22 protein-coding genes are annotated in these 25,419 nt (G+C 73.6%); 9 read left to right on the plus strand and 13 right to left on the minus strand.

The features are described from left to right. Positions 1-144: 144 nt before the first annotated feature. Both DSM112329_RS26020 and DSM112329_RS26025 read right to left on the minus strand, forming a co-directional pair. Entirely contained in the window at positions 145-1,170 is a 1,026-nt protein-coding gene (locus tag DSM112329_RS26020) for a zinc-dependent metalloprotease (protein ID WP_354699487.1), read from the minus strand. After that, the gene (locus DSM112329_RS26025) at positions 1,170-2,018 is read right to left on the minus strand and encodes an inositol monophosphatase family protein (RefSeq protein WP_354699488.1); all 849 of its coding nucleotides are present in this window, start codon (positions 2,016-2,018) and stop codon (positions 1,170-1,172) included. Before DSM112329_RS26025 ends, DSM112329_RS26020 begins: the two co-directional genes overlap by 1 nt. Positions 2,019-2,039: 21 nt before the next feature. On the opposite strand from DSM112329_RS26025, the gene DSM112329_RS26030 reads away from it, so the two are divergent. Continuing rightward, the gene (locus DSM112329_RS26030) at positions 2,040-5,234 is read left to right on the plus strand and encodes an ATP-dependent DNA helicase (protein ID WP_354699489.1); all 3,195 of its coding nucleotides are present in this window, start codon (positions 2,040-2,042) and stop codon (positions 5,232-5,234) included. An 84-nt stretch (positions 5,235-5,318) separates the two neighbouring features. Here DSM112329_RS26030 and DSM112329_RS26035 read toward each other — a convergent pair whose 3' ends face one another. Further along, positions 5,319-6,044 carry a ZIP family zinc transporter gene (locus tag DSM112329_RS26035; protein ID WP_354699490.1) on the minus strand — a complete coding sequence of 242 codons (726 nt, stop codon included), beginning with the start codon at positions 6,042-6,044 and terminating at the stop codon, positions 5,319-5,321. Positions 6,045-6,103: 59 nt separating this feature from the next. Next, on the minus strand, positions 6,104-6,979 hold the full coding sequence (locus tag DSM112329_RS26040; protein ID WP_354699491.1) for a PAC2 family protein: 876 nt from the start codon (positions 6,977-6,979) through the stop codon (positions 6,104-6,106). 25 nt (positions 6,980-7,004) lie between these two features. Here DSM112329_RS26040 and DSM112329_RS26045 point away from each other — a divergent pair, with 25 nt between their 5' ends. After that, positions 7,005-7,943: an HD domain-containing protein gene (locus DSM112329_RS26045; protein ID WP_354699492.1), complete on the plus strand. Its 939-nt coding sequence runs from the start codon at positions 7,005-7,007 to the stop codon at positions 7,941-7,943. Positions 7,944-7,957: 14 nt separating this feature from the next. On the opposite strand, the gene DSM112329_RS26050 is transcribed toward DSM112329_RS26045, so the two are convergent. The 3 genes from DSM112329_RS26050 to DSM112329_RS26060 are packed head-to-tail and all read right to left on the minus strand — an operon-like array spanning position 7,958 to position 10,143. Then, entirely contained in the window at positions 7,958-9,340 is a 1,383-nt protein-coding gene (locus DSM112329_RS26050) for an NAD(P)/FAD-dependent oxidoreductase (RefSeq protein ID WP_354699493.1), read from the minus strand. A 57-nt stretch (positions 9,341-9,397) separates the two neighbouring features. Beyond that, complete coding sequence (locus DSM112329_RS26055; protein WP_354699494.1) at positions 9,398-9,775, minus strand: sulfite exporter TauE/SafE family protein; 378 nt, start codon at positions 9,773-9,775, stop codon at positions 9,398-9,400. A gap of 5 nt (positions 9,776-9,780) precedes the next feature. Further along, positions 9,781-10,143 carry a sulfite exporter TauE/SafE family protein gene (locus DSM112329_RS26060; protein WP_354699495.1) on the minus strand — a complete coding sequence of 121 codons (363 nt, stop codon included), beginning with the start codon at positions 10,141-10,143 and terminating at the stop codon, positions 9,781-9,783. Positions 10,144-10,232: 89 nt separating this feature from the next. Between DSM112329_RS26060 and otsB the strand changes: the two genes are divergently transcribed. Together otsB and DSM112329_RS26070 are read left to right on the plus strand one after the other, a co-directional pair. Further along, positions 10,233-11,042 carry a trehalose-phosphatase gene (gene otsB, locus DSM112329_RS26065; RefSeq protein ID WP_354699496.1) on the plus strand — a complete coding sequence of 270 codons (810 nt, stop codon included), beginning with the start codon at positions 10,233-10,235 and terminating at the stop codon, positions 11,040-11,042. Between the two features lie 6 nt (positions 11,043-11,048). Then, positions 11,049-11,579 (plus strand): hypothetical protein, encoded by a 531-nt coding sequence (locus tag DSM112329_RS26070; protein WP_354699497.1) that lies wholly within the window; start codon positions 11,049-11,051, stop codon positions 11,577-11,579. A 34-nt stretch (positions 11,580-11,613) separates the two neighbouring features. Here DSM112329_RS26070 and DSM112329_RS26075 read toward each other — a convergent pair whose 3' ends face one another. Next, a complete protein-coding gene (locus DSM112329_RS26075) occupies positions 11,614-14,019 on the minus strand; it encodes an ATP-binding protein (RefSeq protein WP_354699498.1) in 2,406 nt (801 codons plus the stop codon). A 70-nt stretch (positions 14,020-14,089) separates the two neighbouring features. On the opposite strand from DSM112329_RS26075, the gene DSM112329_RS26080 reads away from it, so the two are divergent. Further along, positions 14,090-15,448 (plus strand): hypothetical protein, encoded by a 1,359-nt coding sequence (locus DSM112329_RS26080; RefSeq protein WP_354699499.1) that lies wholly within the window; start codon positions 14,090-14,092, stop codon positions 15,446-15,448. Between the two features lie 35 nt (positions 15,449-15,483). Then, the gene (locus DSM112329_RS26085; protein ID WP_354699500.1) at positions 15,484-16,527 is read left to right on the plus strand and encodes a glycosyltransferase; all 1,044 of its coding nucleotides are present in this window, start codon (positions 15,484-15,486) and stop codon (positions 16,525-16,527) included. A gap of 207 nt (positions 16,528-16,734) precedes the next feature. Here the strand turns inward: DSM112329_RS26085 and polX are convergent, their stop codons facing one another. Then, entirely contained in the window at positions 16,735-18,480 is a 1,746-nt protein-coding gene (gene polX / locus DSM112329_RS26090) for a DNA polymerase/3'-5' exonuclease PolX (RefSeq protein WP_354699501.1), read from the minus strand. Positions 18,481-18,505: 25 nt separating this feature from the next. Here polX and DSM112329_RS26095 point away from each other — a divergent pair, with 25 nt between their 5' ends. The 3 genes from DSM112329_RS26095 (at position 18,506) to trxA (ending at position 20,404) form a co-directional block, all read left to right on the plus strand. Continuing rightward, positions 18,506-19,228 carry a polyprenol monophosphomannose synthase gene (locus DSM112329_RS26095; RefSeq protein ID WP_354699502.1) on the plus strand — a complete coding sequence of 241 codons (723 nt, stop codon included), beginning with the start codon at positions 18,506-18,508 and terminating at the stop codon, positions 19,226-19,228. Positions 19,229-19,297: 69 nt separating this feature from the next. After that, on the plus strand, positions 19,298-20,002 hold the full coding sequence (locus tag DSM112329_RS26100) for a stage II sporulation protein M (RefSeq protein WP_354699503.1): 705 nt from the start codon (positions 19,298-19,300) through the stop codon (positions 20,000-20,002). Positions 20,003-20,080: 78 nt separating this feature from the next. Continuing rightward, entirely contained in the window at positions 20,081-20,404 is a 324-nt protein-coding gene (gene trxA, locus DSM112329_RS26105) for a thioredoxin (RefSeq protein ID WP_354699504.1), read from the plus strand. 56 nt (positions 20,405-20,460) lie between these two features. Here the strand turns inward: trxA and DSM112329_RS26110 are convergent, their stop codons facing one another. The 4 genes from DSM112329_RS26110 to DSM112329_RS26125 all read right to left on the minus strand — a co-directional run bounded on the left by DSM112329_RS26110 (position 20,461) and on the right by DSM112329_RS26125 (position 25,329). Then, complete coding sequence (locus tag DSM112329_RS26110) at positions 20,461-20,757, minus strand: MGMT family protein (protein WP_354699505.1); 297 nt, start codon at positions 20,755-20,757, stop codon at positions 20,461-20,463. Positions 20,758-20,835: 78 nt separating this feature from the next. Continuing rightward, positions 20,836-21,186 (minus strand): VOC family protein, encoded by a 351-nt coding sequence (locus DSM112329_RS26115; protein ID WP_354699506.1) that lies wholly within the window; start codon positions 21,184-21,186, stop codon positions 20,836-20,838. A 44-nt stretch (positions 21,187-21,230) separates the two neighbouring features. Beyond that, positions 21,231-24,368: an isoleucine--tRNA ligase gene (gene ileS, locus DSM112329_RS26120; protein WP_354699507.1), complete on the minus strand. Its 3,138-nt coding sequence runs from the start codon at positions 24,366-24,368 to the stop codon at positions 21,231-21,233. 76 nt (positions 24,369-24,444) lie between these two features. Then, positions 24,445-25,329 carry a MerR family DNA-binding transcriptional regulator gene (locus DSM112329_RS26125; protein ID WP_354699508.1) on the minus strand — a complete coding sequence of 295 codons (885 nt, stop codon included), beginning with the start codon at positions 25,327-25,329 and terminating at the stop codon, positions 24,445-24,447. Positions 25,330-25,419: the final 90 nt, after the last annotated feature.

The following is a 25,419-nucleotide window of genomic DNA, read 5'->3' on the forward strand; positions in this document are numbered from 1 at the left end:
ATGAAAGCCTATGGATACTGGGATCTGCGAGCCCGGGCTTGTGACAGACAGAACGCGCGTTCGGCCCTCTTCGTGGCGCACGAGTGCGGGCCGACGACGCAGCTTGTGCGGCAGCTTGGCGCGTTCGAGTCGTCGGGCGGGCGCTCAGCGCGCGCGGGCCACCCACGCCGCGGGCGCCTTGAGCTCCGCGGCGGTGGGCAGCAGATCCGGCTCCGCGAAGGCGCGGTGCAGCGTCGCGACATCCGCGGCGGCGACGACGGCGTCGCAGAACCGCTTGCCGTCCTCGTACTGGCGCAGCTTGAGCTCGAGGCCGAGCAGGCGTTCGACGAGCTTCCACGGGCTGAGCCCGGCCGTCGACTCCCGCCGCGCCTTCAGCGCCGACCGCAGCCCGGCGAGATCCGGCAGCACCGCAGCGCCGGCGGCGTCCATCACGTGCTCCGCGTGTCCCTCGATCAGGGACATCGTGCTCTGCACCCGCTCGACGAGCGCCGCGCGCTCCGGTCCGAGCGCGAGCGTCAGGAACGACCCGTCTCGGGCCTGCGCGACCAGCCGCCGCACGTCGTCCGGGGTCCTCGGCAGGGCGTCTGCCGCACCGCTGCTGGAGTCCAGCAGCTCGGTGATCATGCTGCCGAGGTGGGCGCGCAGCCACGGGACGGCCGTGAACTGCACCGCATGCGTCAGCTCATGGATGGTGACCCAGCGGACGAGCTGGGCCTCATCGACCTCGAGCGCGGCCGCGACGCCGTGGAGGTTCGGGACGACCAGGAGCAGCCGCAGCGGCGCATCCGGGTCGGTGAGCCGGACGTCGACCTGCCCGAGGACACGCCGCCCCAGGAGCCCGGTCAGCGCACCGGCCTCGGCTCCGACGACCATGCCCGCGCCGCCGGCGACCACGCCGTGCAGCGGTCCCAGGCCCTTGCCGGCCTGCTCGACCAGCGGGCCCATCAGGGCGTCGAACGACGCGTAGTTGGCCGCGCGCCAGGCAGCGCGGCCGACGGCTTCCGCCTCGGGGAGCGGCTCCGCGGGCACCAGGCCGGTGTAGGCGATCACGCGCTCGGCGGCGTCGGCGGCGACCTCCCGCAGGTCGACGGCGAGCGGCGACGTATCGCCTGGACCACCACCGGTGAGGCCGGCGACGTGCTCGGCGAGTCCCCAGTCGATGCGCGACATCAGGGCGCCGCGAGCGTGGCGAGCAGGGCGATCGCCTCGGGCGTCCGGGCGGCGACGACGGGCGAGTGCGGAGCGAGGTCGAGCGGGGCGCCGAGCGGGTTCTCGTAGCCGGTGAACGCGACCAGCCCGCCCGCCTCGCGGACCACCAGCTGCGCCGCGGCGGCGTCGACGGCACGGCACCGCCAGAGCGTGGCCATGCCGTCGACCCGCGCCGGCGCGACCTGGCACATCGAGATCGCGATCGAGCCGAGGGCCCGCACGCGGTAGGTCGCGGCCTGCAGCGCCTCGGACGAGGCCGCCAGCCAGCGCGGGTCCGCGTTCTCGACGGCGACCAGCTCGAGGCGCCCGTCGGCCCGCCGCCGCTCGCCCGGGACGTCGACGAGCTGGACGTCGTTCAGGAACGCCCCGCCGCCGCGCTCGGCGCGCCACTCCTCGCCGGTCCCGAAGTCGTGGACGAAGCCGAAGCAGACGTCCTCCATCGTGCTGCCGTGGGCGAGGGCGATCGAGACCGCGTGGCTGCCCATCCCGCGCTTGGCGTTCGTCGAGCCGTCGATCGGGTCGACGACGACGAGGACGCCGGGGTCGCCGAAGTCGACGGTGCCGCGCTCCTCCGACACGACCGTGAAGCGCGCGCCGGCGTCGTACACCCGCTGCAGCTCGTCGAAGACCAGCTGCTCGGCCGCTGCGTCGATCACGAGCGTGCGGTCGCCGCCCTCGCCGACCACACCCGTCTCGGCCGTGCGCGCCGTCCCCGGGGCGGTGTCCGCGAGCATCGCGGCGAGGCCCGTCGTCGCGCGCCGGCATGCCCCGAGCCAGTCGTACGTCAGCACATCGGTCGGGTGGGGCATGCGCGGCATACTAGGACGCTGGTGTCGCCCGACCCCCTCGCAGTCCTCACAGAATCCCAGCAGGCCGCAGCGACGCACCGCGGCGGCCCCCTTGTCGTGCTCGGCGGGGCCGGCACCGGGAAGACGTCCGCGCTCCTGGCGCGTTTCGCCCATCTGACGTCCCCCGAGGGCGATGTGGCCCCCGAGCAGGTCCTGATGCTGACCGGCGGCGAGGCCGCGGCGGACGAGCTGCGCGCCCGGGTCGAGGACGTCCTGGGCGACCGCGGCTTCGCGGAGCTCGCGGTCCACACGCCGTCCGGCTTCGCGGCGCGGCTGCTGCGCGAGGAGGCGATGGAGGCGGGCATCGACCCGACGATCGGCATGGCGACCAGCGCCGACCGCCTGGCACTGCTGCTGGCGCGGATCGACGAGCTGCCGCTGAAGGTGCACGACCTCGCCGGCCGGCCCGCGGCGACGCTCGCCCGGCTGCTGGCGCGGATCGACCGCAGCAAGGAGCAGCTGGTCAGCGCCGACGCGTTCCGTGCCTGGGCGGACGGGCTGGCGGACGACGACGCGCGGACCGTCCGCGAGCGCGAGTTCGCCGCGCTCTACGGCGCCCACGACGCACTGCTCGCACAGCTGGACCTGCTCGACAGCGGCGACCTGGTCCTGCGTGCCCACGCGCTGCTCGCCGGCCGCCCGCACGTCCTCGCCCGCGCCGCCGCCCGCTACCGCCACGTCCTCGCCGACGACCACCAGGACGCCACCCCGGCCGCCCACGCGCTCATCGCGCTGCTCGGGTCGGCCAACGGGACGCTCACCCTCGCGGGCGACGACGACCAGGCCGTGCGCCGCACCGGGCCGACCCGGCCGCCCGGCATGGACGCCCTCCGGGGCGACGAGCCGAAGGCGACGGTGATCCGCCTGGAGCGCTCGTTCCGCTGCCGCGCGCGCATCATCACCGCCGCGCAGGCGGTCGTCGCCCAGGCCCCCGAACGGCTGCCGAAGCGCCTGGAGGGCGAGGGCGGCGGCAACGTCCGCTTCTGGCGCTGCGCGAACGAGCGCGCCCAGGCGCAGGGCGTCGCGGCGGAGATCGAGCGGCTGATCCGCGAGGGCGTCCCGCCGGAGGGCATCGGCGTCCTGGTGCGTTCCGTCCGCAACGAGGGCCAGGCCGTGGCGGTCGCGCTCGAGGAGCGGGCGGTGCCCTACCGCATCGTCGGCGCGGCGGCCTTCTTCCAGCGGACCGAGGTCCGCGACGTGCTGGCCTGGCTGCGGCTCCTCGTCGAGCCCGGCGACGCGGCGGCGGTCGTCCGCGTCCTGGCCCGGCCACCGGTCGAGCTGCGCGCGGTCGACCTCGCCCGCTGCGTGCAGATCGCGCGCCGGCGCAAGCTCGACATGGTCAGCGCGCTGGGGGCGGCGATGGAGTCGCCGCAGCTCCCGCCGGAGGCCCGCGAGCGGATCCTCGCGTTCCTCAAGCTGCACCGCCAGACCGCCGCGGCGCTCGACACGATGCGGCCGGACCTCTTCGTCCACCGCCTGATCGACCGGCTCGGGCTGCGCCGCCAGCAGCTCTTCGCCGCACAGGCCGACGTCGTCGAGCGGCTGCTCGCGCTGGCGCGGCTCGGGGAGCTCGCCGCCGCCCACACGGCCCGGACCCCCACCGCAACGGCACGGGACTTCGCCCGCTACCTGACCGCTGTGGCGGACGCGGGCCTGCGCGACGAGGAGGAGCTCGACGAGTCCGCGGCCGCCCCGCGCGGCGCCGTCGCCGTCCTCGCCATGCACGGCGCGCGGGGGGTCGAGCTGCAGCACGCGTTCGTGCTCGGCCTGCAGTCCTCGCGGATGCCGGGCGCGCGGCAGGAGCTCGTCGAGCCCGTCCCGGCCGAGCTGCTCGACGGCTCCCGGGCGATCGAGGACGACCGGGCCCACCATGTCGCGCACATGCGGCGCCTGCTCCACGTCGCGATGACCCGGGCGCAGAGCGGCCTCGTGCTCGCCTACGCCGCCGCGTCCGACCGCGGTGCACGCCAGCCGCCCTCGCCGTTCGCCGAGGAGGCGCGCGCAGCGCTCGGCGCCGGCTGGGAGGACCGCGAGGAGATCCTGTTCGGCCCCGACGAGGCGCTGCACGCCACCTACGCGACGCTCCGGGACGAGCTGCTCTCGTCGGTCTCGCGCGTCGGCTCGCGCCTCGGGGAGCTGCGGCTGGACACCGATCTCGACGTGACCCACGGCGTCACCCGCTACCTGGAGCTCGTCAAGCTCGCCGCGATCCTCGAGCGGCCCGCCGGGCAGTCCGTCCGCGACGCGATCGTCGACGTCAACTCGAAGATCCTGCAGCCGGTGTCCGCCCACCAGCGGGAGGTCTTCACGAGCAGCGGGCTGGACGAGCTGCTGCTGAACGCGGAGGCGGACGCGCGGGCCCGCGCGGCAGTGATCGCCGATCGCGCCGAGCCGTCCCTCGAGCCGTTCCTGCCCAAGCGTGGCGACGGCCTGATGCTGAGCGCGTCGGACATCGAGACCTACCGCTCGTGCCCGCTGAAGTACAAGTTCGCGCGCGTCTTCCGGATCCCGAGCGAGTCGACGATGAACCAGCGCTTCGGGATCCTGTTCCACCAGGTGCTGGAGCGCTTCCACGGCACCGCGCCTGCGGAGGCCTACGGCGCCGCGGTCGCGATGGCGGAGCCCGGGTCGGTCGGGCAGCTGCTGGGACTGCTCGACGCCGGCTGGCGGCGCGGCGGCTTCGGCGACACCGAGGAGGAGCGGCAGTTCCGGGCGAAGGCCGTGGCCGCGCTGCACAGCTACCACGCGCGGTTCACGGCGGAGCAGGCCGAGCCGATGTGGCTCGAGAAGGGCTTCCAGTTCAAGCTCGGGCCGCACGTGCTGCGCGGCCGGGTGGACCGCGTCGACAGGCTCGCCGACGGCAGCTACGAGCTGATCGACTACAAGACCGGCCGCCCGCGGACCGTCGCGCAGCTGCGCGAGGACGTGCAGCTGTCGCTGTACGCCGTCGGTGCCCGCGAGGCGTGGCAGCTCGAGTCCTCGCGCCAGGCCTACCACTACGTCCTCGACGACCAGAAGGTCCGCGTCCCGGCCGAGGACCTGGACCGCGACTGGATCACCGACACCGTCATGCACGTCGCCGACGGCATCCTGTCGCAGGGCTTCGAGCCGACGCCGTCGTTCAGCGCGTGCTCGATGTGCGACTACCGCATCGCCTGCCCGGCGGCCGAACGTTAGGCTGCGCCGTGCACGGGGGGCCTCTACCCCACGTGCCATGACCCGGGGCGTGTTACAACGCCGCCGGGTCGATTTCTACCCGGATCAGGCGGTCGAGAGCACGAACGCGACGGCGAACCCGAGCACGGTGACGAGCCCGACGAGGTCGCCGCCCTCCTCGAACGCCTCGGGCATCATCGTGTCCGCGAGCATCGTGAGGATCGCGCCGCCGGCGAACGCCTGGATGACCGCGACCACCTCCGGCGAGGCGCCCCCGAGCGCGAGATACCCGAGCGCAGCGGCGAGCGAGGACACCACCGCGACGCCGAGCCACAGCCCCATGATCCAGCGCGGCGAGTGGCCGGCGGCGCGCAGGCCGGTGGCGGCGGCCAGCGACTCGGGGACGTTCGACAGGAAGACGGCCGCCACCACGGCCACGCCCACCCCGTCGCCGGCCAGCAGCGACACGCCGATCGCGACCGACTCCGGGATGCCGTCGAGGACGGCGCCGAGCACGATCGCCTGCGGGTCCCCTTCGGCCTGCGCGCCGGACGACCGCTTGCGCTTGTCCCCGCCGCGGGCGTCGATGACGCGGTCGCCGGCGAAGAAGGTCAGCGCTCCCGCCGCCAGGCCGATCGCGACCGCGTCCGTCCCGCCCGTGCGGAACGCCTCGTCGGTCAGCTCGAACGCGAGCGCGCTGATCAGCACGCCGGCGCCGAAGCCCATGATCAGGCCGATGACCCGCTTGGAGACCGGCAGCGTCAGGCCGGCGGCGGCACCCAGCAGCAACGCGAACCCGCCGACGAAGCCCCAGAAGGCGGCCGTGAGCATGGCGCGGCGTATCCCCGCCGATCCCCGTGCTCACGCATGAGAGCCGGCTCAGGGAAGGCTCAGGTGCCGTCGGGCCCGCGCTGCTTGAGGAAGCGCTGGAACTCGCGGGCGATCACGTCGCCCGACGGCAGGTCGGACGGCTTGACGTCCGGCTCCTCCTCGGCGGCGGCCTGCTCGAGGCGCTCGACGAACTCGCGCACCTCGGGGTCGCTCTGCACGGCCAGCGAGACCTGGCGCTCGTAGTCGGCGGTCGCCTGCTCGAGGTCGGTCGCGTCGACGGTCACGCCGACGAGCCCCTCGAGCTTGCGGACGAGCGCGAGGGCGGCCTTCGGGTTCGGCGCGGCGGCGACGTAGTGCGGGACCGACGCCCACAGCGAGACGGACGGGATGCCCGCCTCCTCGCACGCGGCGTGAAGGACGCCGACGATGCCGGTCGGGCCCTCGTAGTTGGTCGGCAGCAGGTCGGTGTGGGTGGTGAGCGAGTCGTCGGACGAGAGCCCGCTCACGTGCACGGGCCGGGTGTGCGGGACGTCGGCCAGCAGCGAGCCGAGCGAGACGACCATCTGGACGCCGAGCGTCTCGGCGAGGTCGATGACCTGCCGGCAGTAGGCGCGCCAGCGCATCGAGGGCTCGGGACCGGAGAGCAGGATCAGGTCGCGGGAGGCACGCGGGATGCGGGCCTCGAAGATCTCGACGGTCGGCCAGTCGATGCGCCGGGTGCGGCCCTCGGTCAGCGCGATCTGCGGGCGCGTGGCCTGGAAGTCGTAGTAGTCGTCGGGGTCGAGCTGCGCGAACCGCGTGGCGCTCAGCGACGACCCGAGGAACTGCAGCGCGGCGGACGCGGAGTCGCCGGCGTCGTTCCAGCCGGTGAAGGCGCACACCAGTGCCGGGGCCCGGAGGCCTTCGGGTCGGTGCTCCCAGATCAGCGGCTGCATCCGGTTCACGGTACACAATGGGTGGATGTCCTCCGCGCCCACGCCGCCGGCCACACCGGGCGCGGGCCCGCCCGGCCAGGCCCCGGCGCATCCCCCGGGCTCGGTCGCGACCTTCCGCGCCGGCGACGTCGTCCGCGGGACGTACGCCTGCACCCGCAAGGACCGGCTGACCGCAAAGACGGGCACCACCTACCTCGCCGTCGAGCTGCGGGACCGCACGGGCGCGATCGGCGGCCGCGTGTTCCGGGACGCCGACCTGGTCGCCTCGCGCTTCGACCGCGGGGACCTCGTCCACGTGCAGGCGAAGGTCGAGCGCTTCCGCGACGAGCTGCAGCTGGACATCGCCCAGATCGCCCGGGCGCCGACGGCCGAGGCCGACCCGGCGTCGTTCCTGCCCGTGGCGTACCGCGACATGGAGGAGCTCGACGGCTTCCTCGAGCACCTCGCCCGTGAGGTGCACGATCCCGGCTATCGCGGCGTGCTCGAGCGGCTGCTGGCCGACGAGCCGCTGCGGACCGCGCTGCGCCGCACCCCGTGCTCGCGGGCCGGCCACCACGCGTACCTCGGCGGCCTGCTGGAGCACACCGTCGCGGTGGCGACGCTCGCGCAGGAGGCGTCGCTCCTGCATCCGCGGCTGAACAGCGACCTGCTGATCTGCGCGGCGATCGTGCACGACCTGGGCCACACGCAGTCGTTCGACTACGGCGCGGAGATCACGCTGAGCGAGGCGGGCCGCCTGCTCGGCCACGTCGAGCTCGGGCTGCGGATCGTCGACCGCCTGACTGCGTCCGTGCCGGCGATGGACACCGCGCGCCGGCTGCAGCTGGCGCACTGCGTCCTGACCCACCACGGGCCGGACGCGGCGCCGGGGCGGCGTTTCGGCAGCGTCGAGGCGCTGGCCCTCGCCCGGCTGAACACGCTCGACGCCGGCATCAAGGGCGCGCTCGAGCACGGCCTGCAGTAGCCGCTGCCTCCGCCTCAGAGGCCGGCCTTCTCCAGCAGCCGCAGCCAGATCTCGCTGCGGGTCGGGAACGGCGGCACCGCGTGCGCGAGCGTGCTGAGCGGGATCTCGGCGACGACGGCGATCGTCGCCGCCTGCAGGAAGTCCTGGATGTCCGCGCCGGTGATGGTCGCGCCCACGATGATGCCGCGGTCGTCGTCGATGACCAGCCGCGTGCGGCCCGGCGCCTCGCGGCCGTAGAAGCTGCCGCCCGCGTTGCCGGAGGTCTCGACCTCGACGATGCTCGCGGCGATGCCCGCGTCGAGCGCGGCGTTCAGCGTGAGCCCGACCGCGGCGACCTGCGGCTCGGTGAAGGTCACGCGTGGCGACCTGGCGCCGTCGATCCGCAGCTCTGTCGGCTTGCCGAGGATGTCGTCCGCCGCGATCCGCGCCTGGTACTTGCCCATGTGCGTGAGCAGCACGCGCCCGTTCATGTCGCCGATCGCGTACAGCCAGTCGCGGCCGCCGACGCGCATGGTGTCGTCGACGGCGACGTGGCCGCGGTCGGTGGGGGTGACGTCGACCGTCTCCAGGCCGAGGTCCTCGAGCGGGACGTGGCGGCCGGCGGCGACCACCAGCTCGGCGACGGTGATCGCCTCACCACCCTCCAGCACCACCGTGACGGGGCCGTTGTCGACCGCGCGGGAGACCTTCGCGACCTTGGTCTTCGTCCGCACGTCGACGCCGAGCTCGGCCATCGCCTCCTCGACGAGCTCGGAGGCGAACGGCTCCTCCTTCATGAGCAGGTGCTCGGAGCCCTCGATCAGCGTCACCTCCGATCCGAGCGTGCGCCACGCCTGCGCCATCTCGGATCCGATCGGGCCGCCGCCGATGATGGCGAGCGACTCCGGGACGGCCTTCGCGGTCGTGATCTCGCGGTTGTCCCACGGCATGACGTCGGCGAGGCCGTCGATCGGTGGCATCGCCGCACGGCTGCCGACCGCCAGGACGATCGCCCGCCGCGCGGTGTGGCGGGTGCCGTCCTCGGTGACGATGGTCCGCTCGCCGTCGAGCCGTCCCTCGCCGCGGACGAGCGCGATGCCGCGCTCCTCGATCCACGGCAGCTGGGCGTCGTCGGCCTCGCCGTGGATGACCTCGGTGCGCCGCTCCAGGACGGCGGCGACGTCGAGGACGGCGGAGATCGCCTCCGCGGCGCCCGGGATCCGGCGCGCCTCGGCGATCGCCTGCGCGGGCCGCAGCAGCGCCTTCGACGGCATGCAGCCGTAGAAGCTGCACTCGCCGCCGACGAGGTGCTTCTCGATCAGCGCGACCTGGAGGCCGGCCTCGGCCAGCCGACCGGCGGCGACCTCGCCGGCCGGGCCGGCACCGAGGACGATGACGTCGTATTCCTGGGAAGACATGAGCCGACAGTCTGCCCAGGTCGAGATGACGACAAGCGAAACGCGGCTGCCGGGCGGTCAATCCGGCGCGGCCACGGGCGTCCGCAGCGCGCGCCGGATCAGCTGCGCGGCGACGAACAGCTGCAGGCACGCGAAGGCGACCTCGACGACCCGCTCGGGCAGCGCGTTGACGAGCGCCACGCCGCCGACCGCGCCCGGGATGGCGAGCCCGCCGACGATCAGTCCCTCCTTGACCCGTAGGTTCCCGTAGGCGTGCTGCCGCCACGCGCCGACGGCGGCCACCGGCACGATCGCCAGCAGCGACGTCGCCTCCGCGTCGACCTGGCTCAGGCCGACGATCGCCACGAGCGCCGGGACGAACAGCGCCCCGCCGCCGATGCCGAGCATCCCGGCCAGGACGCCGGCCACCACCCCGATCAGGATCACCTCGACCATCGTGCTCAGCCCACCAGCAGATCGCCGGCGCTCACGACGAGCAGCAGCGCGAAGCCGACCGTCACGGCCTGCACCGGCACCCGCTGCTGCAGCCACGTGCCGCCCAGCACCCCGATGACGGCGGGGATGCCGATCAGCAGCCCGTCGTCCACGTGCAGGTTCCCGTAGGCGCCGTGCGTGACGGACGCGACGGCCGCGATGACGACGATCGCGCCGAGCGACGTCCCGGTCGCCTCACGCTCGCCATAGCCCAGCCAGAGGATGAGCAGCGGGACGATCACCACGCCGCCGCCGACCCCGAACAGGCCGCTGAACAGCCCGGCCGCCGTGCCCACGACGGCGAGCAGGAGGAGGCGCCGACGGTCCATCGGCCGAAGCTTATGGGTGGCCCGCGGGCCGGGTCCTGCGCTGCCGCGACAGCGTGCCGCACCGGCTCTGCCACACTGGAGGGGTGTCCGTGGCCGCCACCCCACTCCACGACGCACTGGCGCCGCTGCTCGCCGACCCCTCGGCCGCCGCGGTACTGCTGGACGTCGACGGAACGCTCGCGCCCATTGTCCGCCACGCGGACGACGCGCACGTCCCCGAGAGCACCCGTCGCCCGCTGATCGCCGTCGCCCGCCGTTACGGCTTCGTCGCCTGCGTCAGCGGCCGCCGCGCGGCCATCGCCCGCCGGATCGTGTCCCTCGGATCGATCACCTACGTCGGGAACCACGGCAGCGAGGTGCTCGTCGGCGGCGCGTCGGAGGTGGTCGTCGACGCCGAGGTCGCCGAGTGGACCGATCGCGTCCGGGCGTTCGCCGCGGTCGAGCTCGACCGCGAGGACGTTCGCCGCACCCGTGTCCGCGGTGAGGACAAGCACGCCATCGCGGCCTTCCACTGGCGCGGTGCGCCGGACGAGGCCGCCGCAGAGGCTGTCGCCGAGGCCGTCGCCGCCCGCGCGCTGGAGGCCGGCTTCGCGGTCCACCACGGGCGCAAGGTGATCGAGGTGCGCCCGCCGGTGACGATGGACAAGGGCATCGGCATCGAGCGTCAGCTGCAGGGGCGCGGCATGAAGGTCGCGCTCTACGCCGGCGACGACAAGACCGACTGCGACGCGTTCGCCGGACTGCGCCGGCTGGTGGCCGCCGGCGAGCTCGGCGCCGCCGTGTGCGTCGGCGTGCGCTCGGACGAGACCCCGGCCGAGCTCGAGCAGGACGCGGACCTGCTCGTCGACGGTCCCGCCGGCGTGCGCGAGCTGCTGAACGCCCTGGCCGCCGCCGAGTAGCGCCCGGTGCGCTTCGTCGACCTGCTGCGCACCGCGGTGCTGCTGTGCGGGGGCGCCGCGAGCACGCTCGCGGTCCTGTGCCTGATCGGCGCCTCGCAGGACGCCGACGAGAAGCTGGTGGTCTACGCCACCGCGTGGTGGCTGATCGCGTCGATCCTGGGCTCCTACCTGGGCCGCCGCAACGAGGCCAGCCCGCCGATCGCGCGCCTGCTCGCCGACAGCAAGGCCGCCACGATGATGCCCGAGCTGCGTCCCGGCGCCGTCGTCGTCAACCGGCTCTGGCCGCTCCTGGTGGCCACGCTGCTGGCGGGGGGACTCGCGTTCCTGGCCCCCCAGATCCCCGGCATCGCGGCCGGGTTCACGATTCTCTGGGCGCTGACCTGGCGCCGCCAGGACCAGGCGGTGGTCGCGATCGAGGAGCGCGACGGCGTGCAGTTCTACGTCGAGCGCACGTCGCCGCTGCAGCCGGTGAAGCTCGTCCGCGTGCCGGGCCTGCGGCGCGAGGTGCCGTCGCTCGACGGGGTCCCGCGGCCCTAGGCGACGCGTCCGGTCGACCGCGGGGCGCCGTCGCTCAGGACGGCGTGCTGCGGGTCCGGACCAGCAGCAGCGCGTCGCGCAGCCGCTCGAGGATCAGCGGCTTGCCGATCACGCCGTCCATGCCGGCGACCAGGCACGCCTGCTGCTCGTCGTCCGCCCCGGCCGAGATGCCCAGGATCACCGGGCGGCGTCCGTGGGCGGCGCGCGCGATGATCTGGCGCGTCGCCTGCAGCCCGTCCAGCCGCGGCATGCGCACGTCCATCAGGACGACGTCGTAGTCCTGCCGGAGCACGACGTCCACCGCCTCCTGTCCGTCCGCGACCGCGTCGGCCTCGTAGCCCAGCCGGCGCAGGACGCGGGTCGTGACGAGCCGACCCACCGACATGTCGTCGGCGATCAGGATCCGCAGCGGATGGCGGGCGGCCATCCCGTCGTCGATGCGGGCGGGCTCGAGCTCCGCGACCTCGCTCCGCAGCGACCGTGCGACCGCGCGTTCGATCGCGCGGCGACGCGGCGGCTTCACGATCCGCTCGGCGCCCTCCACGGAGACGCTCGCCGTCGGGACCAGCATCACCAGCGGCGTGCTCGCCCCGGCGAGCGCCCGCCCGCGGGCCGCGTCCTCGGCGATGACGAGATCCGCCGGAGCGTCCTGCGCGACGACCGCGATGCCGAGGCGTCCCAACTCGCGCACGAACTGCTCGTGCAGTCCCGGCGACGCAACGATGACCGCGGCAGTCCGCGGGGGCGCGGGCAGCGCCTCGTCGGGCGCGGGCTGCGGCTCGGCGTCCAGCCGCACGTCGAGCGCGAACGTCGTCCCCTCGCCCTGCGTGCTCCGGACCGTCAGCCGACCTCCCATCAGCGTGACGAGCTCACGGGAGATCGCGAGGCCGAGGCCGGTGCCGCCGTAGCGGCGACTCGTCGACGTCTCCCCCTGGACGAAGCGCTCGAACAGCGAGGGCAGCCGGTCCGCCGCGATGCCGATCCCGGTGTCGCGGACGTCCACCAGGACGCGGACCGCGCCGTCGCCGGAAGCCTCCGTCGCGACGCTCACGACGATCTCGCCCGTGGGCGTGAACTTGACGGCGTTCGCCAGCAGGTTCAGGAGGACCTGGCGCAGGCGGGCCACATCGCCGCTGACGGCGTCGTGCAGCGGCTCCTGCACCAGGATCGCGAGCTCGAGGCCCTTGCCCAGGGCGGCAGGGCCGAGCAGTGCGACCGTGTCCTCGACGGCGGCGTGAAGGGAGAAGGGGACCCGCTCGAGCTCGATGGCGCCGGCCTCGATCTTCGAGAAGTCCAGGACGTCGTTCGTGATCGTGAGCATGTGCTCGCCCGACGTGGAGACGACGCCGACGAGGTCACGCTGCTCATGGTCGAGCGTCGTGTCGGCGAGGACCCGCGTGGTCCCGATCACCGCATGCAGCGGCGTGCGGATCTCGTGGGTGACGTTCGCCAGGAACGCGGCCTCGGCGCGCTCGCGGGACTCGGCCAGGCGGCGCGCCTGGTCGAGCTCGGCGGTGCGCTCGGCGACCCTCCGCTCAAGGACCGCCGCCGAACCCTGCACCGCGGCGAGCGCGCTCCGCCGCTCGCCCGCGAGCGTTCCGAGGATCAGCCCGGTCATCGCCACGCATCCGCCGAAGACATCGAGGACGATCAGCCGCTGGGTGAGGTCGAGGCCGGCGAACGGCCCGACGTCCGCGAGGGTCGCCGCGGAGGCCACGGACCCCATCACGATCGTGACGATGCCGATGAGCGTCAGCGACCCGCGCGCCGCCGTCCAGACGACGACCGGGAGCGCGAGGTACGCGATGGGTGCGTCCTGCGCGAAGAAGATGAGGGCCGCGGTGCCCGCAGCGAGGACGACGAGCAGGGCCGGCTCGTGGCGGCGGGTGTGGCCGGGGAGCGCCCGGCCGCGCACGTGCGCGACGAGCAGCAGCAGCGGGACCCCGACGAGCATCAGCCCGGAGACGTCGCCGGCCCACCACGCGAGCCAGGTCAGTCCCAGCTCACCCGCCTCCTCGTGGTTCAGCGCGATGACGGCCGTCCCGAGGGTCGCTCCGATCGGGGCGACGAGCGTGCCGATCAGCACGAGGCCGGCGACGTCGCGCAGCCGCTGCAGGTCCACACGGAGCTCGAACTCGAGGAACAGCTCGCGGATGATCGCCGCGTTGACGGCGGACACGAGGCCGATCGCGAGCGACTCGCCGAACTGCGCGCCCGTCAGCAGATCGGCGGCGGTCCCGCCCATGACGATCCCGATGAGCGCGGGGCGCCCGAGGAACAGCAGGGAGACGATCGCGAACCCCACGGCCGGCCAGACGGCCGACGCCTCGGCGAAGGTGTCCTCGACCGTGAGCTGGTAGCCCAGGTACGCGAGCGCGCCGTAGATCACGGCGACGCCGAGCGTCGCCGTCCCCCACCGGAGTCCCGGGCCCCCGTCCACCCGTCGCAGCATAGTGGCGATAGGGTGCCGCCCGTAGCCGGTTCCCGGGGGCGGAGGTGTTGCAGCAGTGTTGACGGTCCGCAGTGTCATCGCCGTCGTGCTCGGGGTCGCTGCGCTGCTGCTCGGCTCCTCGATGTACATCGCCAGCGTGCAGCTCGAGAACGGGAACGAGCGGGCTGACGCGGAAGAGCTGCGCGTGACGTCCGCCCGCCTCGCCGAGAGCGTCCGGGCATCGTCGAACGACCTCACGCGGATGGTGCGCCTCTACGCCACCACCGGCGACGCCACCTACCGCATCGCCTTCCGTCAGATCCTCGCGATCCGGGCGGGGACGGCGCCGCGGCCCCGGGTGTACGGGCCGTCGTTCTGGGACCGCGCGCTGCGGGACGGCCTCGGCGACATCGAGTTCGGCCCGCCGCGGTCGCTCGTGCAGCTCATGCGCGACGAGGGGTTCGCCGGCGACGAGTTCGCCGCCCTACGCCGCGCGCTGCGGGCGTCCGACGTCCTCGCCCGCACCGAGGAGGACGTCATCAGGCGCGTCCAGGCCCTGCGCCTGTCGCCCGGCGACCCCCGTGCGACCGCCGCCCTCTACCCGCTCGCGCTGCGCCTGTCCGACGCGGCGTACAACCGCGCGAAGGGGACCATCGCGGCCGAGATCGACACCTTCGTCGGGTTGGTCGACGCCCGGACGGCCCGCCAGGTCGAGCGCCTCTCCGACCGTTCGCGAACCCTCGTCCTGGTCCAGATCGGGCTGCTCGTGGCGATGGCGCTGCTGGCGTCGACGACGTTCGCCGCCGCTCGTCGCGGGCTCGTCGATCCGCTCGCCGCGGTCCGCGACGGCGCGCGGAGGGTGGCTGCGGGCGAGGTCGGCGTGCGCATCTTCCGCCGCTCACGCCGGGAGCCGCGCGAGCTGCAGGAGTCGGCCGAGGCCTTCGATGCGATGGCCGAAGCCGTCGACGCGCGCATCGCCGAGCGGGATGAGCTGCTGGCCGACGCGGCGCGCGCCGCCGACCTCGAGCCCGCAGCCGCACCCGTCCCCGGCACGACGGCGGTGGTCCCGGTGGACCTTCGCGAGCTGCTGCGCGAGCTGACGTCGCCTGTCCAGGGCGTGTCGGTCGAGGTCGACGCCACCACCCCTGCGCTCCTGGCGTTCGACCGCGAGCGCGTGGCCGAGGTCGTCGGCCTCGTGCTGCGTGCCCTCGGCGGCGCACCGGGGATCGGCATGACGGCGTCCGCCCGGCGCCTCTACGGCGAGCGCCACGAGGTGCGGATCCACGTCCACGCCCCCGGCACGTCGCCCGGGACCGGCGCCGTCGAGGCGGAGCGCGACGCCGCGCTCGCGGTCGTGGGCCGCCTGACCGAGCTGCTGGGCGGCAGCCTCGCGGTCAAGGGGCCGGCGGCCTCGCTGACGTTCATCGCGACGGGCTGACCCCGCTGCGGCCCGCTCGCCGGGATGATGCATGCGTGTCCGTCGACGTGCTCCTCGTGGCCCTCGGGTCGACCACCGGCCTGCGCCTGGCCGAGGCCGAGCTGGCGGGCTCGCTGGAGCGCGCCGGGCTCAGCGTCGCCGTCGCCCGCGCCGAGCCGCCGCGCGAGGTCCGGACGTTCGCGGCGACCGACCTCGGCTGGGCGCTGGCCGCCCGCCGCGCGGCCCGCGCCGGGATCGCCGCGCACCGGCCGCAGGCCGTCGTCTACTCGACGACGACCGCGGCGCTCCTGTGGCCGCGGCGCGGGGCCATCCGCTTCGACGCGCTCGCGGCCGCCAACCGGCCGGGGCGGCACGGCTTCTGGCAGCGCCCGCAGGAGCGCCGCCGCCTGGCCGCGGCGACGCTGCTGCTGCCGCAGGACGACGGCGCCCTCGCCGAGCTGGGGGGCGCGGCAGCCCGGGTCACGGTCCCTACGGTCGTCGTCCCGATTCCCGTCGACCCGTCGGGGGACGCGGTCCCGTGGGCGGCGCGCGACATCGCCGCGATCACCTACGCCGCCAACCCGGCGAAGAAGGGCCTGGACCGCGTGCTCGCCGCATGGGCGCTCGCGCGGTCCGGCGGCGAGGAGCTGGTCGTCTGCGGCATCGACGCGCTGCCGGCCGGCGCCGCGACCGCCGGGCTGCCGGCCGGGTCCGTCCGCGTCGCCGGGCTGCTCGCCCCTGACGCCTACCGCGCGCTGCTGCGCCGCAGCCGCCTCTACGTCACGGCCCCCCGCCGCGAGGACCACGGCATCGCGCAGCTCGAGGCGCTGGCCGACGGCTGCGCGCTCGTGACCACCACGGCACCGGGCCCCTACGCGGCGCTCGGACCGGCGCGCACGCTGGACCCGCGCTGGGTGCTGCCCGACGGCGCGCCGGCCGCCGCGCTGGCCGCAGCGATCCGCGCAGCGCTCGACGACCCGCCGGCGGACCTCGCCGCCCGCGGCCCGGCGTCGGTGGCCACGCACTCGCGAGCGGCGGTCGACGCGCTGGTGGCCACGCGCGTGGCCCCGCTGCTGCGCGCCACCCTTTCGACGGATTGAGAACCGCGAGCTGGAGATAGCAGGGATCGCCGCCGCGCTCATCGTCTGACAGCAACCACCAAGTCCTCACCAGGGCGGGCGGCCGACGGTCCTGGTCCGCAGCGGCGTCCGGCGCCGAACCGCGGTGGCCCCTTCCGCAACGCGCCCCGGCGCCCCAGCCGCGGAGGCCCATGACCGATCGCCGACCGCCCCCGGCAACGAGAACCCTCACCCTCCCTTGCGCAGCTTAAGAAGCTCCGGCAGGGGACGGGTGTTCGCCACGTCGGCCGCCGTCAGCCACGCGCGCCGCGCCGTCCCGACCCCCCAGCCCGTCACCCCCAGCTTCTCGGCGCCGTGGGCGTCCGAGTCGATGACGATCAGGACACCCGCCGCCGCGGCTGCCCGTGCGTGGACGTCGTGCAGGTCGCGCCGGTCCGGGGCGCTGTTGATCTCGAGGAACGTGCCGGTCCGGGCGGCGGCGTCGATGATCGCGTCGATGTCGAGCGCGTACGCCGGGCGCTGCTCGATCTTGCGCCCGGTCGGATGGCCGAGGGCGTGGACCGACGGATGCTCGAGCGCGGTGACGATCCGCTTGGTCATCGTGCGCTCGTCCATCCCGAACTGCGTGTGGACGGAGGCGACGACCCAGTCCAGCTCGGCCAGCAGCTCGTCGTCGTAGTCGAGCGTGCCGTCCGGGAGGATGTTGACCTCGCTGCCGGCGAGCACGGTGATGCCGTCGAGCTCCTGGTCGACCTCGTGCACCCGTTCGATCTGCCGCCGCAGCTCGTCCGGGGAGACGTCGTTGCCGAAGCCGTGCGACGCCGAGTGATCGGTGATCGCGATGTACTCGAGGCCGCGCGCGAGGGCCGCCTCCGCCATCTCCCGGATCGTCCCGCGCCCGTCCGAGGCGACCGTGTGCATGTGCAGGTCGCCCTTGAGGTCCTCCTGCGTGATCAGGTCGGGGATGTCCGCGGCGTCCTTGAACGCCAGCTCCCCCCGGTCCTCCCGCAGCTCCGGCGGGATCAGCGGAAGGCCGAGCAGCGCGTAGACCTCCTCCTCGGTGGCGCAGCGGTGCGTGACCCCGGTGGCGTCGTCGAGGACGCCGTATTCGCTGACGTGCAGGCCCTTGCGGACCGCCGCCGCCCGCAGCGCGAGGTTGTGGTTCTTCGAGCCGGTGAAGTGCTGCAGCAGGTTGCCGAGCTGGTCGGGCTCAACGACGCGCACATCGATCGACAGCCCGTTGTGGGTGACGCCCTTGGCCGCGTTGTCGCCGGGGACGTTCGACGTCTCGAGCTCGGGCAGCGCCGCGAACGCCTCGAGCAGGGCCCGCGGGTCGGAGGCCGTCGCGATGATGTCGAGGTCCTTGGCGCTGTCGGCGAGGCGCCGGGCGCTGCCCGCGACGTGGACCTGGTCAGCGGCGGGGTGCGCCCGCAGCGCCTCCACGATCGGCGCGGCCGTCTCGAGCGCGCGGTGCATCGGGATCCGACGCGAGCCCTCGGCCCCGTGACCGGCGTCGATCGCGGCCAGGACCATCTCCTCGAACTTCTCGCCGAAGCCCTTGACCTCGCGCAGCTTCTGCTCCTTCGCCGCCGTCGCGAGCGCGTCGAGCGAATCGAGGCCGAGCTCGTCGTACAGCTTCCGCGCGCGCTTGGGTCCCAGGCCGGGCAGGCGCGTCATCGCGAGCAGGCCGGGCGGGAACTTGGCGCGCAGCTTCTCGAGCGCCGGGATCGACCCCGTCTCCAGCAGCGCGACGAGCTTCTCCTCGAGCGTCTTGCCGACGCCCGGCAGCGACGTGACGGTGCCCCCGCGCGTCAGCGTCGCGACGGAGCGCGTCGCGTCCCGCACCGCCTTCGCCGCGTTGCGGTAGGCCAGCACGCGGTGGATGACCGCCCCGTCGAGCTCGTAGAGGTCCCCGAGCTCATCGAGCAGCTCCGCGATGCGGGCGTTGGACAGGTCGGGTGGGGTCTCGGGCATCGGTATCCATAGGCTACGCCGACCCGTGCCCGGATTGCCCTGGCTCATCCTGCCGACCTTCAACGAGGCCGAGAACATCGACGCCGTCGTGCGCGCGGCCGATGCCGCGCTGGCCTCCGCGTCGCCTGAGGGACACCGGATCCTGGTCGTCGACGACGACTCGCCCGACGGGACCGGCCGCCTCGCCGACGGACTCGCCGAGGAGCTTGCCGCCGTCTCGGTCCTGCACCGCACCGTCCGCGAGGGTCTGGGGCCTGCCTACCTCGCGGGGTTCACCCACGCCCTCGACCACGACGCCGGCTACGTCCTGGAGATGGACGCCGACTTCTCCCACGACCCCGCCGACCTCGGCCGGCTCCTCGACGCGGTCCGCTCAGGCTGCGACCTCGCGCTCGGGTCGCGCTACGTGCCCGGCGGGTCGGTCGTGGACTGGAGCCGCTCGCGTCAGTTCGTCAGCCGCGGCGGCTCGTGGTACGCGCGCCGCGCCCTCGGCCTCGGCGTGCAGGACCTGACCGGCGGCTACAAGTGCTTCCGCGCCGAGGTCCTGCGCGCCATCGACCTGCCCACGGTGCGCTCGCGCGGATACGCCTTCCAGGTGGAGCTGACCTACCGTGCCGTCCGCGCCGGGTTCCGGGTCTGCGAGGTGCCGATCCGGTTCCGCGACCGGCAGCTGGGCCAGTCCAAGATGTCCGCCGCGATCGCGGTCGAGGCCATGTTCCTCGTCCCTCGCCTGCGCCGCCGCCGCTGACCGGGGCCGCGCCCGGATCCGACGTGCTTGACTCAAGGGTCGACGATGCGGCGCCGATGCAAGCCCTCCATGGACTCCTCTCAGTTCGCCTTCGTCCAGGGGGTCCGCGACACCCGCACGGCACTCGTCCGCTGGAACAACGACCCCTGGTCGGTCCTGCGCGGCTGGCTGCTCGGGGCCGCCCTGGTCACGGCCGGCCTCCTCGGCTCGGTGTGGGTCATCGGCTCGCTGGCCACCCCGGACCCGTCCACCACCGGGAGCTACCTGCCGGGCTTCAACGCGCCCGCCGGGATGTCGGACGTCGGCCATGTCCTGTACCGCAACGCGCTGGTGCTCGCCCTTCACTCGCTGGCCTGCGTCGCCGGCTTCATCGCAGGCAGCTCGCTGCCCGCCCAGTCCGAGGGACGCGGCCGGCTCTCGGCCCGGCTGCACGATCACATCGGCCGCGCCGCGATCATCTTCGTCGTCTGCGCGACCACCTTCTCGCTGGTCACCCAGGCCCTGACCATCGGCCAGGCTGCGTCCTCGCTCGCTGCGGACAACGACATGTCGGTCGGCATCCTGCTGCTGGGCCTGCTGCCGCACGCGATCCCGGAGCTGATGGCGCTGTTCCTCCCGCTGGCCGCGTGGATCGTCGCGAGTCGCCAGGGAGACTGGGACCAGCTGCTGGCCGCGACCTTCGTCACGACCGCCCTGGCCGTGCCGGTGATCGTCGTCGCCGCGTTCGTCGAGGTCTTCGTCAGCCCGCATCTGCTCGTGTCGCTACGCGGGTAGGCTCGTTGCAGGACCCGTCACGAGGCGGGTCACTTCACTTTGTATAGTGGTTGTCAGCGCAACTTCAAGGAGGCCGACATGGGCAGTCTGCAGGACGTCACCGATTCCAACTTCCAGGCCGAGGTCATCGAGTCAGAGCAGCCCGTGCTCGTCGACTTCTGGGCCCCCTGGTGCGGTCCGTGCCGCGTCGTCGGGCCCGTCCTCGAGGAGATCGCCGGTGAGCGCGACGACCTCAAGATCGTGAAGCTCAACGTCGACGAGAACCAGCTGGTCGCCAGCAAGTACGGGGTGCTCTCGATCCCGACGATGATCCTGTTCAAGAACGGCGCCGAGGCCAAGAAGATCATCGGCGCGTTCCCCAAGCGCAAGATCGAGGCCGAGCTCGGGTCAGCCCTCGCCTAGCGGCTCGGGCTGACCCTGGGAGTTCCTCGCCCAGGGGCTCGGAACTCCCGGCCGGCCTATACCGCTGCCGGCGCGACCCTTGCGGCCGGATCGGCTCGGCCGCGGGTGAAGCTCAGCTTCTCCTTCGCCAGCGCGTTGTGCACCTTGCGCGGGTCGCCGAGTGCGGTCGGCGCGACGGTGCCGTCCGCCTTCAGCACCCGGTGGGCGCCCTTGCACCCCAGGCGCGTGAGCCGCATGTTCAGGCCGAGCGCCTGGCGCGGGTGGCCGCCCGCCGCCTCGCAGACGTCCGCGTAGCTCATCCAGTGACCGGGCGGGATCGCGCCCACGATGTCCTGCAGGGTCTCGTCGTCCATCGTCGCTGCTCCTTCGGTTGGGAGGGTGTCCCTCCCTATAGGCCGGCGCGGGGCACGCTCGCCCCCGTCGATCCCTGATCAGGCGTGGGCGACGACGTTGACGACCGCGCCGCTGCGGTCGCGGACGAAGAAGCGGCGGACGCCCCAGGGCTCGTCCGTGAGCGGGTGCACGATCTCGAACCCGCGCCGCACGGCATCGGCGTGGGCGGCGTCGACGTCATCCACCTCGATCGAGACGTGCGGCCGGACCGGGGCGCTCGCGTCCTCGCGCATGACGCTCAGCTGCGTCTGCGGCGCCCCGGGTGCCGCGTAGGTGACGATCCACCCATGATCCATCGCGACCTGCAGCCCGAGGACGTCGACGTAGAGCTCGTGGCTCGCCGCCGGGTCGTCGGCGTGCAGGTCCGGGACGATGCGCCTCACGTGCATGCGGCTGAGTATCGCCGCGTGGGCGCCGGCCGTGGGTCGCCTGGTCAGGCCAGGCGGATCGCCAGGTGCAGCGCCTGGCCGTCGACCGCGATGTCCGTCGCACCCGCCGCAGGCCCCGCGGCCCCGGCGTCGTCCCCGTAGGCGACCGCGGTCGCCAGCACCTCGCCCGCGATCCAGTCCTCCCACTCCCGGGCGGCGCCGACCAGCAGGTCGCCCCCCTCGAGCGCGAGCGTGATGCGGTCCCCGACGCTGAGCCCCGAGTCCTTGCGCAGGTTCTGCACGGCCCGGACGACCTCGCGTGCCCAGCCCTCCCGGCGCAGCGCGTCGTCGATCGTCAGGTCGAGGGCGACGGCGTGCGCGCCCTCGCGCTCGACCTCGTAGCCCTCAAGGGGCTGCATCACCAGCTGGATGTCGTCCGGCCCGAGCTCGTGCTCCTTGCCGTCGACGAAGACGCCGACCGTCCGCCCGCCACGCAGGGCGGTCGCCACGTGCGCGGCGTCGAGCGCGTCGACGGCGTCCCGCGCCGCCGGCATCTGCTTGCCGAAGCGCGGCCCGAGGGAGCGGTAGTTGGCCTTCAGCTCGTAGGACCCGAGCTCGTCGGCCGACGCGATGAAGCGCAGCTCCTTGACGTTCAGCTCCTCGCGGATCATCCCGTCGTGGGCGGCGATCGCCTCGCGCTCGCGGTCGGCCGCGACGATCACGGCCTCGCGCAGCGGCTGGCGGACCTTGATCTTCGACTGCCCGCGCGCCTTCAGGCCGAGGCGGACCGCGTCGCGTGCGATCGCCATCTGCTCCTCGAGGGCGACGTCCCGCGGGGCGGCGACGGGCCAGTCGGTGAGGTGGACGGAGTCGAGGGCCTCGTCCGTCCCCTCGGTCAGGCCGACGTAGATCGCGTCGGCGATGAACGGCGTGAACGGCGCCAGCAGCTGGGACACGGTCAGCAGGCAGTGGCGCAGCGTCGCGAAGGCACCGGGGTCGCCGGCGAAGAACCGGGGCCGGGAGCGGCGGACGTACCAGTTGGAGAGGTCGTCGACGAACGCCCCGATCGCGCGGCCGGCAAAGGTCGCGTCGTAGTCGTCCAGGCGCTCGGTGACCTCTTCGACGGTGGCCGAGAGGCGGGACAGGACCCAGCGGTCGAGCTCGGTCTCGGTCGCCGGGGCTCCCTCCTCGACGGTGTAGAGCTGCAGGAACGCGTACGTGTTCCACAGCTGCCGCAGGAACAGCCGGACGCCCTCGCCGATCGCCTCCGTCGAGAAGCGGTAGCCGTCCCACGGCTGCTTGGACGTGAAGAAGTACCAGCGGAACGCGTCGGCGCCGAACTGGTCGATGACCTCCCAGGGCACGACGATGTTGCCCTTGGACTTGGACATCTTCTGGCCCTCGCCGTCCAGGATCAGGCCGAGGCAGACGACGTTCTCGTACGGCGCGCGGTCGAACAGCAGCGTCCCGACAGCGAGCAGCGAGTAGAACCAGCCGCGGGTCTGGTCGAGCGCCTCGCAGATGTAGTCCGCGGGGAACTGGTCGGCGAGCAGCTCCTGCGAGCCCGCGGCGTGCGGGTAGGCGTGCTGGGCGAAGGGCATGCAGCCGCTGTCGAACCAGACGTCGATGACCTCGGGGACGCGCGTGAGCGTCGCCCCCGTGACCGGATGGGGGAACGTGACGTCGTCGACAAAGGGCCGGTGCGGGTCGTCCAGCTTCGTCCCGGACAGCTCCTCGAGCTCCGCCAGCGACCCGATGACGTGCACGTCCTTGCCGTCCTCGCTGCGCCAGACCGGCAGCGGCGTGCCCCAGTAGCGCTCGCGCGAGAGGGCCCAGTCGACGTTGTTGTTCAGCCAGTCGCCGAAGCGCCCGTGCTTGATGTGCTCGGGGTGCCACGCGACGTCCTCGTTGGACGCGAGCAGCTTGTCGCGCAGCTTCGACGTCCCGACGAACCACGACGGCTTCGCGTAGTAGATGAGCGGCGTGGAGCAGCGCCAGCAGTGGGGGTAGGAGTGCTCGTAGTCGGTCGCCTTCAGGAGCCGCCCGAGCGCGTCGAGCTGCGCGACGATCTCCCCGTCGACGTCCTTCACCGAGCGGCCCGCGTAGTCGGTGATGCGCTCGTCGTAGGTGCCGTCGAGCTTGACCGGGTTGACGACGGTCAGGCCGGCTTCGGTCCCGAGGCGGTAGTCGTCCTCGCCGAACGCGATGGCGGTGTGGACGATGCCGGTGCCGTCGTCCGCGGTGACGAAGTCGCCCTCCAGGACGGAGTGCGCGCGGTCGCCCCATTCGCTGCTCGCGATGTAGTGGAACGGCGGGTCGTAGACGGCGCCGGTGAACTGCGCGCCCTGGAAACGGTCGTGGACCTTCGCGCCCTCGCCCAGGACGCGGTCGACGAGCCCGGCGGCGAGGACGAACGTCCCCGCCCTGCCGCCCTCGGGTGCGCTCGCGCGGACGTACTCGAGGTCCGGGGCGACCGCGACAGCGGCGTTCGACGGCAGTGTCCACGGCGTCGTCGTCCACACCAGCAGCTCGTCGCCGACCTGGACCGGCCCGGCGGCGGTCGTGACCGGCAGGCGGACGTAGACCGACTGGTCGACGACGTCCTTGTACCCCTGTGCGACCTCGTGGGAGCTGAGCGCGGTGCCGCAGCGGGGGCAATAGGGGACCACCTTGTGGCCCTCGAACAGCAGGTCCTTCTCGCTGAGCGTCTTGAGCGCCCACCACACCGACTCGACGTAGCTGCTGTCGAGCGTGCGGTACGGGTTCTCGAGGTCGAGCCAGAAGCCGATCCGCTCGGTGAGGCGGTCCCACTCCTCCAGGAAGGTGAAGACGGACTCGCGGCACTTCTGGTTGAAGGCCTCGATCCCGTAGGCCTCGATGTCGGCCTTGTTCGTGAGGCCCAGCTCCTTCTCTACCTGGATCTCGACCGGGAGGCCGTGGCAGTCCCAGCCGCCCTTGCGGTCGACGCGGTAGCCGCGCATCGTCTTGAAGCGCGGGTAGATGTCCTTGAAGGCGCGAGCCAGGACGTGGTGGCTGCCGGGGCGGCCGTTGGCGGTCGGCGGGCCCTCGTAGAAGACCCACGGCTCGGCGCCCGCACGGCGCTCGATCGACTGGCGGAAGACGTCGCGCTCGCGCCAGCGCTCGAGGATCGCCTCTTCGAGCGCGGGGAAGGACTGGGCGGGATCGACGACCGGGCGGGACATTGCGATCCATTCTCGCAATCAGGCGCCGCCGGACCCCTCCCGGTGGAGGCGTGGGTGCGTCGGCCCGGCCGCAGGGTCAGCCGGCGCTGCGGGCGCGGCTGTCCTGCGTGCGGCCGTCGACGTGCTCGAGGACCAGCTCGCGGGCGGCGACCGGCTGGTCGCCGAGGGAGGCGACGGTCGAGCCGGTGATCCCCCCGCGGGCGCTGAGGGCGCCGCGGTAGTCCAGGACGGTGACGCGGTCGCCCGCCACGCGGCGGACGGCGAAGACCAGGCGCCCGAGCTCGTCGAGCGAGGCGCGGCGGCCGGTGAGGATGACGATCCGCGGGTCCAGGGCGGTGAGGGCGTGCGTCAGGCGGTTCGGGTCCAGCGTCGCGGTGAGGGTCAGCGTCCGCAGCCCGGCCCGGCGCAGGAACAGCTCGAGCGCCTGGGCGTGCAGGGCGTCGAGGTCGACCGGCCGGGAGGCGTCGAAGACGAGGACCGAGTCGCGGCGGCTCGCGGGCGGCGCCACGCGCTGCTGCGCGGCGAGCCAGCCGGCGGCCCAGCGCCAGGCGAAGCCGTACTCGACGCTCTCGCCGCTCTCGGCTTCGGGCTCCTGCTCGTCGAGGGCGGCGACCGACGGGAGCATGACCTCCTCGACGGTGCGCTCCAGCGAGCGGACCGTGAGGGACTCCTCGACGATGCGGTCGGCCTCGCCGTCGTCGAACCGGGTGAAGGCGGACTTCAGGCGTGCGGGGGTGGCGGGACCGGCGCCGCGCTCGCGGGCGATCGCGATCGCGCTGGAGACGTTGTGCGTCTCCTCGAAGGCGCTGCGGAGGGCCTCGACCTCGGTCAGCTCGAACTGGCGGTGCCCACCCGCGGTGCGGCGCGGCTCGGGGAAGCCGAAGCGGCGCTCCCACGAGCGCAGCGTGTTCGGGCTCACGCCGAGCATCGCTGCCGCCGCGTTGGTCCTGATGGCGGGCATGGGGCGATCATCGGGAGCGGGCGGGTGTTGTGCAAGAGGTGCAGGGATAGCTGCAGATGTGGAGCTTTGGCGGGGTCTGCGGTCCGAGCG

Origin of the sequence: Paraconexibacter sp. AEG42_29 (genome assembly GCF_040581415.1) — a bacterium.
In the GTDB taxonomy this organism is placed as follows: domain Bacteria; phylum Actinomycetota; class Thermoleophilia; order Solirubrobacterales; family Solirubrobacteraceae; genus Paraconexibacter.

What these genes read in the sequence shown, in the direction of transcription:
- DSM112329_RS26060 (WP_354699495.1), bottom strand. Translation starts at nt 10,143, where the DNA reads ATGGACCGTCGGCGCCTCCTCCTGCTCGCCGTCGTGGGCACGGCGGCC.
- DSM112329_RS26050 (WP_354699493.1), bottom strand. Translation starts at nt 9,340, where the DNA reads ATGTCTTCCCAGGAATACGACGTCATCGTCCTCGGTGCCGGCCCGGCC.
- polX (WP_354699501.1), bottom strand. Translation starts at nt 18,480, where the DNA reads ATGCCCGAGACCCCACCCGACCTGTCCAACGCCCGCATCGCGGAGCTG.
- DSM112329_RS26125 (WP_354699508.1), bottom strand. Translation starts at nt 25,329, where the DNA reads ATGCCCGCCATCAGGACCAACGCGGCGGCAGCGATGCTCGGCGTGAGC.
- trxA (WP_354699504.1), top strand. Translation starts at nt 20,081, where the DNA reads ATGGGCAGTCTGCAGGACGTCACCGATTCCAACTTCCAGGCCGAGGTC.
- DSM112329_RS26040 (WP_354699491.1), bottom strand. Translation starts at nt 6,979, where the DNA reads ATGCAGCCGCTGATCTGGGAGCACCGACCCGAAGGCCTCCGGGCCCCG.
- DSM112329_RS26025 (WP_354699488.1), bottom strand. Translation starts at nt 2,018, where the DNA reads ATGCCCCACCCGACCGATGTGCTGACGTACGACTGGCTCGGGGCATGC.
- ileS (WP_354699507.1), bottom strand. Translation starts at nt 24,368, where the DNA reads ATGTCCCGCCCGGTCGTCGATCCCGCCCAGTCCTTCCCCGCGCTCGAA.
- DSM112329_RS26115 (WP_354699506.1), bottom strand. Translation starts at nt 21,186, where the DNA reads ATGCACGTGAGGCGCATCGTCCCGGACCTGCACGCCGACGACCCGGCG.
- DSM112329_RS26055 (WP_354699494.1), bottom strand. Translation starts at nt 9,775, where the DNA reads ATGGTCGAGGTGATCCTGATCGGGGTGGTGGCCGGCGTCCTGGCCGGG.
- DSM112329_RS26100 (WP_354699503.1), top strand. Translation starts at nt 19,298, where the DNA reads ATGGACTCCTCTCAGTTCGCCTTCGTCCAGGGGGTCCGCGACACCCGC.
- DSM112329_RS26045 (WP_354699492.1), top strand. Translation starts at nt 7,005, where the DNA reads ATGTCCTCCGCGCCCACGCCGCCGGCCACACCGGGCGCGGGCCCGCCC.
- DSM112329_RS26110 (WP_354699505.1), bottom strand. Translation starts at nt 20,757, where the DNA reads ATGGACGACGAGACCCTGCAGGACATCGTGGGCGCGATCCCGCCCGGT.
- DSM112329_RS26020 (WP_354699487.1), bottom strand. Translation starts at nt 1,170, where the DNA reads ATGTCGCGCATCGACTGGGGACTCGCCGAGCACGTCGCCGGCCTCACC.
- DSM112329_RS26035 (WP_354699490.1), bottom strand. Translation starts at nt 6,044, where the DNA reads ATGCTCACGGCCGCCTTCTGGGGCTTCGTCGGCGGGTTCGCGTTGCTG.